At 51.8% G+C, this 13,566-nt stretch carries 11 protein-coding genes and 1 riboswitch; of the genes, 4 read left to right on the plus strand and 7 right to left on the minus strand.

Annotated elements, in window-relative coordinates:
- The first annotated feature begins 302 nt into the window (after positions 1-302).
- Together PUV54_RS04025 and PUV54_RS04030 are read left to right on the plus strand one after the other, a co-directional pair.
- The gene (locus tag PUV54_RS04025) at positions 303-1,079 is read left to right on the plus strand and encodes a hypothetical protein (RefSeq protein WP_274494280.1); all 777 of its coding nucleotides are present in this window, start codon (positions 303-305) and stop codon (positions 1,077-1,079) included.
- A complete protein-coding gene (locus PUV54_RS04030) occupies positions 1,076-2,542 on the plus strand; it encodes a HEAT repeat domain-containing protein (RefSeq protein ID WP_274494281.1) in 1,467 nt (488 codons plus the stop codon). The genes PUV54_RS04025 and PUV54_RS04030 overlap by 4 nt, the downstream gene beginning before the upstream one ends.
- A 15-nt stretch (positions 2,543-2,557) precedes the next feature.
- Here the strand turns inward: PUV54_RS04030 and thiC are convergent, their stop codons facing one another.
- From thiC to PUV54_RS04065, 7 genes are all read right to left on the minus strand, one after another.
- Positions 2,558-4,465, minus strand: a complete 1,908-nt coding sequence (thiC, locus tag PUV54_RS04035) for a phosphomethylpyrimidine synthase ThiC (RefSeq protein WP_274494282.1) — start codon at positions 4,463-4,465, stop codon at positions 2,558-2,560.
- A gap of 48 nt (positions 4,466-4,513) precedes the next feature.
- On the minus strand, positions 4,514-4,927 hold the full coding sequence (locus PUV54_RS04040) for a DUF2065 family protein (RefSeq protein WP_274494283.1): 414 nt from the start codon (positions 4,925-4,927) through the stop codon (positions 4,514-4,516).
- A riboswitch (TPP riboswitch) is annotated at positions 4,923-5,030 on the minus strand. (Overlaps the previous gene by 5 nt.)
- A 91-nt stretch (positions 5,031-5,121) precedes the next feature.
- The gene (locus PUV54_RS04045; RefSeq protein ID WP_274494284.1) at positions 5,122-5,793 is read right to left on the minus strand and encodes a hypothetical protein; all 672 of its coding nucleotides are present in this window, start codon (positions 5,791-5,793) and stop codon (positions 5,122-5,124) included.
- Between the two features lie 107 nt (positions 5,794-5,900).
- Positions 5,901-6,641 (minus strand): hypothetical protein, encoded by a 741-nt coding sequence (locus PUV54_RS04050; protein WP_274494285.1) that lies wholly within the window; start codon positions 6,639-6,641, stop codon positions 5,901-5,903.
- On the minus strand, positions 6,634-7,395 hold the full coding sequence (locus tag PUV54_RS04055) for a phosphodiester glycosidase family protein (RefSeq protein WP_420797890.1): 762 nt from the start codon (positions 7,393-7,395) through the stop codon (positions 6,634-6,636). The genes PUV54_RS04050 and PUV54_RS04055 overlap by 8 nt, the downstream gene beginning before the upstream one ends.
- Positions 7,396-7,906: 511 nt before the next feature.
- Entirely contained in the window at positions 7,907-8,368 is a 462-nt protein-coding gene (locus PUV54_RS04060; RefSeq protein ID WP_274494287.1) for a thioredoxin domain-containing protein, read from the minus strand.
- Between the two features lie 65 nt (positions 8,369-8,433).
- Positions 8,434-9,726 (minus strand): adenylosuccinate synthase, encoded by a 1,293-nt coding sequence (locus tag PUV54_RS04065; RefSeq protein WP_274494288.1) that lies wholly within the window; start codon positions 9,724-9,726, stop codon positions 8,434-8,436.
- Between the two features lie 228 nt (positions 9,727-9,954).
- Here PUV54_RS04065 and PUV54_RS04070 point away from each other — a divergent pair, with 228 nt between their 5' ends.
- Together PUV54_RS04070 and PUV54_RS04075 are read left to right on the plus strand one after the other, a co-directional pair.
- The gene (locus PUV54_RS04070) at positions 9,955-10,614 is read left to right on the plus strand and encodes a putative 2OG-Fe(II) oxygenase (RefSeq protein ID WP_274494289.1); all 660 of its coding nucleotides are present in this window, start codon (positions 9,955-9,957) and stop codon (positions 10,612-10,614) included.
- Positions 10,615-10,718: 104 nt separating this feature from the next.
- Complete coding sequence (locus tag PUV54_RS04075; protein WP_274494290.1) at positions 10,719-13,565, plus strand: M16 family metallopeptidase; 2,847 nt, start codon at positions 10,719-10,721, stop codon at positions 13,563-13,565.
- The last annotated feature ends 1 nt before the right edge of the window (position 13,566 follow it).

The following is a 13,566-nucleotide window of genomic DNA, read 5'->3' on the forward strand; positions in this document are numbered from 1 at the left end:
ATATCCGGACTGCCGCGCAGTATAAGGCAGGAAAAAAGGTGGTGAATTCTTATCCACCCCATCCGGAATGGGGTTATACTTGCCGCCGCCCCCTCCGCTCCCGCAAAGAAACATGCCCCTGCTCCGAAGGCGTTTTCAAACACAGCCTACGGAACATATCCGGGCCGAGAGCGGTGATTCTTGTGGTGATTTGGAAGGTGGCGACTCAAAATGAGTACAATGCAGGAGATCTGATACTATAGTTGATTAACTTCACAAGATCGTTATCTTTGCTCAATTAAGGTTTTAATGGGGCTTTGATTTTGCCTTCCAAAAAAGAAGAGAAGTTACCGAACTTCCTTATCTCCGCATCTATTAGAAAAGAAGAGACTAACCGGGATGGCTGGTCCTTCTCGGCACCAATTCGCTTTAATGAAGACACGATTACTTTCAAGCGGTTTTCGTTACTCAGTAGCGGAAAACCAACAATTACAGTCGGCCTTTCTCTCGTCCACCTGCATTTTATTCTCGACGATTGCGTGTTGCCGGAAGACGGATGGGCTTTTGACCCCCCTATACAAGTAGAAAGAAAGTTACTACGTGAAGCAACTAAAGCTTTAAAAGGAAGTCAAGAACGCGCCACATCGACTAAAAGCAGTCATGGAGCAGAAGGCGAATTGAGTCCGACGACACCCAAGGCAAGCATTAAGACACAGGCAGAAGCAGGAAAAACCGAAAAAGCTGGCTCTGCGGAAGAGCACGTCGTTAAAGATGCTTACAATGAGATACTTCATTATGTTTCAGCTGCTGGCAATGATAAAGATCCTCGTTGGACAGTGCGAGGCCCAGAAGGGCAGTGCTTAAATGGCGTAGCTTTTAAAAATGGACCGTTTGCTCATGCTAAAATTATAGGTGAAAACCCTTCGATAAAAATCGAAGCGGATATCCCTGAGTATGGATTAATGATATCAGACGATAATCACGTTTTCCGTACAGCTAACAAAGTCGCCATAGGGAAAATACTATTCAAGAAAAAATTTTTAGGACGGCGCTTTGAGCTGACCAAGGCAGACATCTCAAAAGACGAGCAATCTCCATGACATCTGAAAAAAAAGAAAAAAGGGAGTTCATCGAGGTATTAGAAAATGTCGCCACACAAGAGACCGATGATTTTATACAGCTGACTAAAACTGCAGGACTTGACCCTGCTTCAGATTTTATTGGCGCCGACCTACGCGGCGTCGATCTTCGCCACCTTGATTTAAGAGCATATGATTTTACTGGCGCTTGTATGGAAGGCGCATTGACTGATGGCGCGACATTTCAATCAGGCATGAAAGAGAAAATACTTTTTGAATCTTCCGCGTCTGACCAATATCATCGCAGACTTCAATGGCGTAATTCCGATCTTGACTCAACAAAGCAAATCCCAGACGAAGCAAAACGGATTATCGAAAAAATCTTCAATGAAAGCAGGCAAGAAAATCGTATCGAAGCGCTTGATAGGTTGATCACAAAGTACTCTTCCCAAGATTGGGTAAGACCAATTTTGTTGCGCGTGATGGCGGAGGATCGGGCGCAAAAGCCACCAAAGCGAGCGTGGAAACTTTTGCAAAAAATCTCAAGCAGAAAGCTTCCAATTGCTGATTATCATTTCTTTATATTGAAGCACTCGCGAAATTTAGGGCTCTTCGGGCAATCAATTGTAAAAATTCCATCTTATCCGCGACCAGAATTAGCTTTCTCCATTCTGACAGAGAGATCACAACATGACGCGGATACCGATATTCGGGCTCGTTGCTTAGAAGGATTAGGAGAATATTTTCAAGAGACAGAAAATGCTTATACGTTTCTCTTGCAGCGATCAGTTGAAGACAAATTCCCGCATGCTAGAGCAGCTGCAATAGGCTCTATTGCTAGATATTTTAAAGAGGGAGGGAGAACTTTTTCGCACCTAATTTCTTGCGCCAAAGAAGATAATAGTTTTTGGCCGCGCCAAGACGCTATAGAAATGCTTGGTCAATATTTTGTTCAAGATCATGAAGCGGAAACATTAGACTTCTTTTTACAGCGAGCTGTTGAGGATGAAGTAGATTTCGTACGCGCAGAGGCAATAAAGGCCATAAGTAAGAACCTAAGTACATATAATTCAGAAAAAAACACAATCTTCTCATTTCTCCTCGAACGCCTCAGCAAGGACGAGAGCCCGTGGACAAGGACAGAGGCGCTTTCTGTATTAGCAAGATATTTTTCTGAAAAAACCGAGACTTTGTCACTGCTAATTCATCACGGCACGCATGACAAAGACATTTGGCCTCGGCGGGAAGCCATCACTGCCATTGGAAAATATTATGATGGTCGCGAAGAAACTCTTCCCTTCTTAATGGAGCGCGCAACTGAAGACGAAGAAGTATGGCCTCGTCAAGCGGCCATACTTGCAATTGGGGAACGATTTTTAGATCGAAATGGTGCCAAAGAGTTTTTGGCTCAACGCGCCATCAAGGATAGGAGTAAATGGATTCAATCCTATGCTGCTTCTTTTGCAAGCTCCAAGCAGGAATAATATGACCACTTCAACTCACAACCCCTCATTCGCCTTCTTGACCGCGTCTTCTTCCAAGTAAAGCTCTTTACCCATCTCCTCATATTTCGCGCTCATCTTCTCCATGCCTTTGCGGCGTTCTTCCTCGGTCATGTCTTCGAGCGCTTTTTTCTCGTTATCGCTCATGCCGGCGGCGTAGTCGCGGACTTCCGCCGTGATCTTCATGGAGCAGAATTTCGGCCCGCACATGGAACAGAAATGCGCAACCTTGTGCGCTTCCTTGGGCAATGTCTGGTCGTGGAAGTCGCGCGCCGTCGCGGGGTCGAGGCTTAAGTTAAACTGATCCTCCCACCGAAATTCGAAACGCGCGCGGCTTAACGCATCGTCGCGAAGCTGCGCGGCCGGATGGCCCTTGGCGAGGTCCGCCGCGTGCGCCGCAAGTTTATAGGTGATGACACCGACCTTGACGTCGTCGCGGTCAGGAAGCCCCAGATGCTCCTTCGGCGTCACATAACAAAGCATCGCCGTGCCGAACCAGCCGATCATCGCCGCGCCGATGCCTGACGTTATGTGATCGTAACCGGGCGCGATGTCGGTAGTGAGCGGACCCAGCGTATAGAACGGCGCCTCGCCGCATTCCTTTAGCTGTTTGTCCATGTTCACCTTGATCTTGTGCATGGGGACGTGCCCCGGCCCTTCGATCATCACCTGACAGCCTTTGCGCCACGCGATCTGCGTCAGCTCGCCCAGGGTTTCGAGTTCGGCGAACTGCGCGCGATCGTTCGCGTCAGCGATGGAGCCCGGACGAAGCCCGTCGCCGAGCGAGAACGAGACGTCATAGGTCCGCATGATATCGCAGATTTCTTCAAAGTTCGTATAAAGAAAACTTTCGCGGTGATGGGCGAGGCACCACTTCGCCATGATCGACCCGCCGCGGCTGACAATGCCCGTCACGCGGTCGGCCGTTAAGTGAATGTAAGGCAGGCGCACCCCGGCGTGGATCGTGAAATAATCAACGCCCTGTTCGGCCTGTTCGATCAGCGTGTCGCGATAGACTTCCCACGTTAAATCCTCCGCAACGCCGTTCACTTTCTCCAGCGCCTGATAGATCGGCACGGTGCCGATGGGGACGGGCGAGTTGCGGATGATCCACTCGCGGGTGTTGTGAATGTTGCGGCCCGTCGACAGATCCATGACGTTGTCGGCGCCCCAGCGCGTCGCCCAGACCATCTTGTCGACTTCCTCCTCGACCGACGACGCCACCGCGGAGTTGCCGATATTGGCGTTGATCTTCACCAGGAAATTTCGGCCTATGATCTGCGGCTCGATCTCCGGGTGGTTGATGTTTGACGGGATGATAGCGCGCCCGCGCGCAATCTCGTCGCGCACGAATTCCGGCGTAATGAAAGGCGGAATGTCGGCGCCGAAGCTTTCGCCTTGCTCAACGCGCGCCTCCGCGCCTTCGAGCATTTTCTTGCGGCCCAAATTCTCGCGGATGGCGACGAATTCCATCTCGCGGGTGATGACGCCCGCCTTGGCGAATTCATACTGCGTGACCGGGCCCGTTCCCGTGCCGCGCAAGGGGCGGTTGCGGATCGGGAATTCCCGGGCGAGATGTTTGCCGGTCACGCCGCCATTATCTTCGGGTTTGACCTCGCGGCCGTCATATTCCTCGACGTTTCCGCGCTCCTTGATCCACGCGGTGCGGGTGCGCGCGAGGCCCTTTTCAACATTGATGTTTACATTGGGGTCGGTGTACGGCCCCGACGTGTCATAAACCGGAACAGCCGGTTCGCCCGCGCTGGGGTGCAGATCAATCTCGCGCACCGGCACTTTCAAATCCGGGTACTGATCGCCTGCGACGTAAACCTTGCGGCTCGACGGCAGCGAACCCGTGGTCACTTCCGGGGTTTTGAATTCGGACTGGGGGACGTGCTTGTTCATTTGAAACTCTCTAATAGAAGTTAATTTCTTTGTGGCGTCTACGCGTGATCAGACAGCGCCAGCCGTGCCGGTGACACCGAGCACAAGAAGCGCAACACCGAATACAACTGTGAAAACTGCAAACGCCTTGACTGCGCCGGGACGTACGAATGATGCCGACCATTTCAAAAGCGGGTCCGGATAAGCGATCAGGATCAATCCTTCCGCCGCCGCGACCCATCCAACAAGGCTGATGATAATCGCCAGCGGATCGGTCCAGATATTGTGGACCATGATAATCGCCGCGCCGAGCACGAATACAAAAACCCCGGCGATATAGGTCAGGCCAGCCCTCGCGTTAAACTCGTCAAGGATCGCCTTCCAGCGATCAGGCGTGAGCAAGCCCGAAAGCCCGCCGGCAATCATGTAAACGCCGAACGCCTTCGCCAGTGACAACGTCAGTACGGTAGATGTGGTGATCATGTCTTTCCTCCGTCCCTGCGCCGGTCTTAACCGACAGGTTCAAAGGGTGCCCAGATGACGAAATCTGATCTCAGCCGGTGCGCCGGCGCCCCTCGGAATGGGTAAGTGGTAACAAACGGGGCGCGCCGCAGCAAGGGTATGTTCAGGGGCGTCGTTTCCAGAAAAGCCACCACCAAAGCAAGTGAAAGGCAGAATTATTCAGTTTCAGATGTCAAAACGGTCGTGAAAGAATACTTTCCGGATTCTGTAACATCGAATGTTGCGTCGTCTATCCGGGCTGCCTCGCCAAAAGATTGCAGCAGAATATCCGCCATTCCTTCAACAATATCTCCCCTGGCGCCGCCGCGCCGTTCCGCAGCAGCGAAACCGGACCATACTCTTTCGTTGCCCTTGCTAACTATGACGCCGATCTGGAGCGACCCGTTCGAAACTTTATCGTGCTTCACGCCATATTCGAGAGCGCCAAAGAAAGCCGTGATTGCCGCATCCGCGCCAGTATAGCGGCCCTCATCACCAGGGGCGGCGTAAGAAAGCCCAATTGATTGACCCGGCGGAAGGGCGAAGCTTTCTTTTCTTTCGCTCACCTTGTAGCTCACTGAATAACATTCGACGCATTCTTCGTCAGTAACGGAAAAACCTGTGTTTAACAGATATGTAGAAATAGCCTCGCGAAGGCCGGACTCCAATACGGTATCCAGCCGTTGCGGTAATGAAATTTCAGCGGTTTGAGGCAGGTCGCCCGCAGCGAACGAAACCACCCACCCATTCGTGCTTGCGTCAGCATCAGGCTGCAAAGACTGTGCGGTAGCAAAGCCAGACAAGAAAAAGATCGCAAAAATGGTGACGATAGGCCGTAATAGGAACATATGAACCAACTGAAGATAGCGTGCCTATCTAATACGCTCTCGCGTCTAAGTAATCAATTCAAGAAATCTGTAGGCATTTCTTCTCAGCCAAGAACGACAATCAAGCCCTATCTATTTTCAGCTCTCAGCTTTTCCAGCATCTCCGGATCATTGAGTTCAATCCAGACAGCATTCGCCGCAGCGATGATGTCGCGGTTGGCATCAAGGAGAACGGTGCTTGCAAAATGTTTGCGGCCTTCGGATTTCTCGGGCCATGCGGCGACGATCAGGCGTTCACCGGGCTTGGGGCGTCGGCGTATATCCGCCGCAAGCCGGCCAAGCAGGCTGAGCCTTGGCCAAAGCCTCAGTGAAAAGGCGCTTGGGCAATCGAGCGCAGCCCATAGAAACTCTGGCCGGACAAGGCCGTCGCTTCCCGCCAGATCTTTCGCCAGGGTCCAGAAATCAGCGTTCACCGGGCTATCCGGAGCCGGGCCGGAAAAAATACGCAGCCCGTCGCCAGCTTTCCGTTTGTTTCCGCATACGAAGCAATAAGGCAGCATGTGCTCGCCGCCAGCATCGTCCAGATAGCGGTCATGGGCGTGCTGAACCCCGTCGTCATCCGGCAATGTCGGCGGGCTGACAATTACATTAGCAGGGCGAATGACCGCGACCAGATTTTCTCCGTGAAGCGCATGAAAGTTATCATCACCTATATCTTTCAGCGTTATGGGCGCATCCAGCGGCGGCGGACTTTTCAACATGACTTCTGCAGGCCCGTTAATGACTTGGGCGAAAAGGCCGGCCGCGTAACCGCCATTGGCGGATGTTTTTGGTCCGCAAAATCGTTTGTCGATGATGATTTCAGTCATTCTTCACCACCACGCCAACAATAGGGCCCATGGCAACGCCAGGATCGTTACGGTTCAATTCCGGCGCATAAAGACGCGAGATGGTTCCGTCGAGGTAAAGCGCGTTCGGCGTATTCAATTCGTCACGAAAAAACATCGCGAAATCATAAAACCGTACGGGCGTGTCAGCGAGCGCAAAAATTACTTCGCCATTTTCCGTTACGCCGACGCCATTGCGGCGTTTGAGAGAATCGGAATCCGATAGAAATCGTGGATGAATTTCATTATCGATTACAAGCATTGGGCCGGATTGGGTGGCGTATCGAAAAAGCTGACCACAAACTCCTTTAAATTTTTGCGTTTCCTGGATAGCAGCATCACCGCGACCGGTAACATAAAAAACGCCGTTTGGCTTTAAATGAAAATTTCCGGGGCCATCATTTTCGTTGAGCAGATACTTAATTTCTCCAGCTTTTTGCTCAGCTCCAACATACAAACCCACTGGCGATCTATCTTCATGATACATCCCGGCGTTCATGGCGAACACGAGCGTTTCACCCTTCTTCGCCAGCGCCTCATTCACCCAGTTGAAATGACCATATGGCTCGCCGTCGTCATTGTTGAGAAACAGGCGAATATCATCCCGCTGCGGATCAAACCGGCAGACAACGTAATCGATTTGGTCGTGAGTAGTTTGTGTGCACGCCTCATCGGCGGCGACCGGAGTAACGCCACAAACAAGCGTAATGATAAAAGACAAAACAAAATTCCGCATACGCTTATGCGTATACCGGCGCGAAAAAATTTCCAAACTCAAACCGAACATTTCGCCGGTCTCCTCACCGCTGCTATAACCTTGGGATCCGGCGATGAGGAAATCGGCTTTGGGCTCAACCCTTTGATGGCTGCCGCCAACAAAGGGCTTTGGCAGGCGTTCCGTCCCTGCGCCGGCATGACCCGGATCAGGTTCAAAAGGGTTCGTCTCAGTCCCATTTGCCCGTGCTCGCTGTGACATTGTCAATATGGCGCGACTTGCCTTCAGGCGGGCTGTTCGAACAAGCTCGAATGCATACGCCGGAAGGTGCGTGCCGCGCGAGCTGTCAAACAAAGTCGACAGGCGGGACGCCCCTCGGAACACATTTATCGTGCCTCAAAAATGCAACTTCCGCAAGTTAAATCGGCGCCAGACTCTCTTCAAGAAAGCTGATGAGCGCCTATGTCATCAGGAATTCATCGCTCGACAATTTGGTTCCGTTTGCACACGGACAGATAAAAATCGAAAAGCTTTATTCGTTATCAGGCGAGCCTTGTGAAGCGATAGCGACTGCCTGTGCTATGGCGGCGCGCATAGCGTTTTCATCATAACTCACAGTCAGACTATCGATGATTTCACCAGTATCTTTGTCGACAAGCAGCGTAAATCCTGTAGCGCCCTCAAACCGGGGATAAATATCAGCCAGACCTTCCGCCGCAGCCTGCTTTTCAATGTCCGCGCGCTGACCGAAGGTAAAATCCAACGATACGAATTTAACCGGCTTATCGGCAAAGTCGGGAATAACTTTCGCCAGTCTCGGTTTCAGGATTTTGCAAGCGGAGCACCAGGCAGACTCGAACGTAGCCGCGATGATTTCCGGTTCGCCATCGTAGACATATTCCGCGTCAGTCGCGGCGCTGCGGCCAAATGTGAAAAAAGCGACAGCGCCAATGGCGATGATCCCGGCGAATACAAGGTTCTTTATATTTTTCATACCTATCCCTACCGCCCCTGAGGCAACGCCGCTATCTTGCGCCAGTCAAATCCCCGAGAGCTTCATCAGTCCTGAAACGGATCGCGCATTAATATCACGTCTTCACGCTCGGGACTTGTAGACACCAACGCCACCGGCGTCTCGATCAGCTCTTCTATACGGCGCACATATTTGACAGCCTCGGCCGGCAAGTCCGCCCAGGAACGCGCTTTTTCCGTCGATCCTTTCCAGCCCGACATGGTTTCGTAAATAGGCTCAGCCTCTGACTGAATATGCGCTCCAGATGGAAGATAGTCGTAGCTCTTGCCGCCAATTTTATAACCCACGCACACTTTCAGTTCGTCAAAGCCGTCAAGGACGTCCAGCTTGGTCAAAACGATGCCGTCAACGCCCGCAATCTTTAGCGACTGGCGGACAAGGCAGGCGTCGAACCAGCCGCATCGGCGCTGGCGGCCTGTGACAGTGCCAAACTCGTGACCACGCTCACCAAGGCGTTTGCCCGTGTCGTCGGTAAGTTCAGTTGGAAAGGGCCCCTCCCCCACACGGGTTGTGTAAGCCTTAACGATCCCCAAAACATAATTGACCGCACGCGGACCAAGTCCTGAGCCTGTTGCCGCCTGGCCGGCCACTGTGTTGGATGAGGTTACATAAGGGTACGTGCCGTGATCGACATCAAGCAAGACGCCTTGCGCGCCTTCAAACAGGATGCGTTTGCCGTCTTTTCGCGCCTGATCAAGGACACGCCATACCGGTTGCGCGAACGGGATAATCCTTGGCGCAATTTCACAAAGCTGTTCATACAAGGCCTGTGCATCCAAATCGGCGACGCCAAACCCACGACGCAAAGCGTTGTGATGAATCAACAGGTTTTCGATCTTTTCTTTTAATGTGTATTGGTCAGCCAGGTCGATGAGGCGAAGCCCGCGCCGCCCGGCTTTGTCCTCATAAGCCGGACCAATACCGCGTTTGGTCGTGCCTATTTTAACGCCGGTTGAGGCGCCTTCACGTAAGGCATCCAATTCCTGGTGCACCGGCAAGATCAGAGTCGCGTTCTCGGCAATGATAAGATTTTCAGGCGTGACACGAACGCCTTGCGCCTCAATCCGTTCGATTTCAGCAAGCAATGCCGTTGGGTCAACAACCACACCCGAACCGATAACGCCCAGACAGCCCTTTCTTACGACCCCTGACGGCAGCAGAGACAGCTTGTAAACCGCGCCATCGATAACCAGCGTGTGACCGGCATTGTGCCCGCCCTGGAACCTGACCACCACGTCCGCACGAGCAGAGAGCCAGTCAACAATCTTGCCCTTGCCCTCATCACCCCATTGCGCGCCGACAACCGCGACGTCAGCCATATTGCCTCCACTGCCGAATTTCCGGATTTTACGCGGCGCACCATAAGCGCTTCCGGAGCCCGGTCAATGTGTTCCAACCACCGAACCACGTGAACTCCCCTCAGCGTGATGAATGTTTCCTAGCCTGCTGTATGCGGCGCAATGTCCTTCTCAGGATTTTCCATTCGGCGTCTGCCAGCGTTATTGTATAGGCAACGCTAGTTTCCATTCGGTCGGGAGAAAAGTTTCATGGCCCCTATCTTCAAGCCCACGAAAGACAAAGAGTTTTTCACACCCTTTGGCCCGGTGATGGGGTACTTCAAAATGCCGGCGGCATTTGTTGAACAGATGAATGCAGCGATGTCTGAGCAACTTGCTGATCATTCCGACCATCTTGTCGGAAAGGTCCGTCAGGAACTACGCTTTGATCAGGACCTTATCAATCTGGCCGCCGCCAATGTTGGGCAAACGCTTGTTGAATATCACGCCTTCGCAAAAAAGCGGAATTCCCTCGGAGAGTACGACCCTTCCACGAAACAATACGGCCTCGACATCGTTTCAGGCTGGTTCGTTCGGCAGTTTGAGAATGAATATAATCCGCTTCACATCCACACGGGCTGCACGATTTCCTGTGTCGGTTATCTAAAATTACCCGATGGTATTGAGCAGGAGTGGGAAGAAGACTACCAGGATCACCACCCTTCCCATGCGCATATTCAGTTTGCACACGGAACTGATGCTGCGTACTCTTTCACAAACTTCATGGCGAAGCCTCAGGTTGGCGACTTTTATATTTTTCCTTCGCATATGTTTCATTGCGTTTACCCATTCCGGACAGTTGGCGAGCGCCGCTCATTCAGCATGAATGTCACTGTGGAAGAATCTGAAGCCTCAGCTGGACCGGCCTAGCTGCAGGCGTGTCTACTTATTTAAAAATGACTGACTGTTTTATTAGAAAACATCGTGCTACTAATAAGAAAATGCCTGCCGCGCTTGTGTCTTGGGGATTGAAAATGAAAAAACTGCCTTTTGTATTGTGCGCCATACTCGCCGCATGCTTGGTCAGTTGCGGAGAAACAACGCAACGCAGCCAGAGCAGTCAGTCGACAGAAAACTCCGATACATTAGTGGAATTCCAAGAATTCACGCTGGATAACGGCCTCAAAGTTGTTTTTCACATTGACCGTTCCGATCCGGTTGTCGCCGTTGCATTAACCGCACATGTGGGATCATCACGAGAAAAACCCGGGCGCACAGGTTTCGCTCATCTTTTTGAACATCTCCTGTTTTTGGAATCTGAAAACCTCGGCAAAGGCGGCCTTGACGCCATGTCCGCACGCATCGGCGGTTCCGGCGCAAACGGATCGACCAGCCGTGATCGCACGAACTATTTCCAGACCGTTCCAAAAGACGCGCTTGAAAAAATGATCTGGGCTGAAGCCGATAAGATAGGTTTTTTCATTAACACCGTCACCGAGCCTGTGCTTGCCAAAGAAAAACAGGTTGTCAAAAACGAAAAACGTCAGAGCTATGACAATCAGCCCTACGGCCATAATTTTTATGTCATCACCAAGGCTCTTTATCCGGATGATCACCCTTATAGTTGGGAAGTGATCGGCTCGCTTGAGGATCTTGACGCAGCGACGCTGGATGACGTGAAGCAGTTCTATCGCGACTGGTACACGCCTAACAATGTTACTTTAGTTATTGCAGGTGACTTCGATCCTGAACAGGCGCGCGGCTGGATAAAGAAATACTTTGACGAAATCCCGCGCGGCCCGGACGTTGAACCATTGCCAAAGCAATCCGTAGCGCTTGGTGAATCGAAGCTTTTATTTCACGAAGATAATTTCGCACAACTGCCGCAACTGACAATGGTGTGGCCGACTGTGCCGCAATTCCATGCGGACTATTACGCCCTGAACGTGTTGCACGACTTATTGGCTGTCGGCAAACGCGCGCCATTGAATGAAGTCCTGATTGACGAAGAAAAAGTTGCGCCTGGCGTTTCCATGTATGGATACAACTCCGAACTTTCGGGCGAAACGATCCTTCAGATTCGCGCCTATGACGGAACGAATTTAAATGATGTTAAAGGCGCGCTTGACCAGGGCTTTGCCCGGTTCGAGGCGGACGGCATAGACGAAAAAGATCTCAACCGCGTAAAAACCGAACAGGAAGTCTCTTTCTACAACGGCATCCAAAGCGTGCTCGGCAAGGCTTTCAATCTTGCTCAGTATGAGATTTTTACCGGCGACCCCGGATTCATCAATCAGGATATAGAAAACATCCAGGCCGTCACCGCAGATGACGTGATGCGCGTATATCGCGCTTACATTAAAGACCGGCCGTTCATAGCGACAAGCTTTGTGCCGAAAGGTTCTTCGGAATTGATTCTTGACGGGTCAATTCGCGCTGAAGTTGTCGAAGAAGAAATCGTTCAGGGTGCAGAAGAAACTTTCGATGCAAGCATTGCGGCGGAGTATGAACGCACGCCCTCGTCTTTTGATCGCTCTGAAGAGCCCCCTTACGGCGAAAAGCCCGTCGTGAAAGTTCCTGACATCCGGGAGGCCGGCCTTGATAACGGCCTTTCAGTTTACGGCATCGAGGATAGCGAACTGCCGCTGGTGCGGTTTGAGCTATCCTTTGACGGCGGCCACTATCTTGACGATCCCACCATGCCCGGCGTCGCCTATATGCTGTCGATTATGATGGATAAAGGAACCGCGCAGCGTGACACGGCTGAACTCGAAGAAGCAATCGCCGCTTTAGGCGCCAGCATCGGGATTGGCGCCGGTGATGAGCGATTTCAGATTTCAGGCCAGACGCTCGCCAGAAATTTCGAACAAACGCTAAGTTTAGTTGAAGAAATCCTGCTCGAGCCTCGCTGGGATGAGGAAGAATTCGCACTGGCGAAGCAACGCGTCACTGCTGAACTGCAGGCAGCCAGCGCCAACCCGAATGCTATCGCAAGCAACAAATTCGGTGAAATTATGTTTGGCGAGGGCCACATCTTAGCAACCAGCGTTCGCGGCGATATGGATTCGCTCGCAACGATGACGATTGACGATCTCAAAGCATATTATGAGCGTTACATAAGCCCTTCTGCTGCAAACTTCCGCATCGTCGGCGCAGTGTCACAAGAAAGAGCGCTTGAAGCATTAGCCAGTTTGAATAGTCGCTGGTCTGGAGCTGAGATCGATTACCCTGAATATTCAGTTCCAAACGAGCCGGATGCAAGCGTCGTATATTTCTATGACATGCCCGGCGCCACACAATCTGTCTTCACTTTCGGATATCCCGCGCTCAAACGTACGGATGACGACTATTATCCGGCGCTGGTGATGAACTATCGCCTTGGCGGCGGCGGTTTCGCTTCTCGCCTTACGCAGGAACTTCGCGAAAGCAAAGGCTACACCTATGGCATCGGTTCCGGCTTTTCAGGATCTGAACGCTATGGCGCATTTTCGATTTCCAGCAACATCCGGTCTAATGTGACTTTTGAGGCGGCCGCGCTGGTCAAAGACATCCTTGAAAATTACGGCGCAACCTTCACCGAGGAAGATCTCGACGTCACGAAAAGCTTTCTGCTGAAAAGCAAGGCGCGCGCTTTTGAAACGCTCGGCGCCAAGCTCGGCGTACTTCAAAATATCGCTGACTACGATCTTCCTTATGACTATGTCCGCCGTCAGGATGAAATCGTCGAAGCGATGACAGTGGAACGCATCCAGGAACTCGCGGACAGTTACATCACCCCTGATGCAATGAACTATATCATCGTTGGCGATGCAGCGACGCAAGCCGAAAGCCTCACCGAGCTTGGGTTCGGCGCGCCGGTAATGCTCGAAACAGACGAGTAGT

Origin of the sequence: Hyphococcus flavus, assembly GCF_028748065.1 — a bacterium.
Lineage (GTDB): Bacteria > Pseudomonadota > Alphaproteobacteria > Caulobacterales > Parvularculaceae > Hyphococcus > Hyphococcus flavus.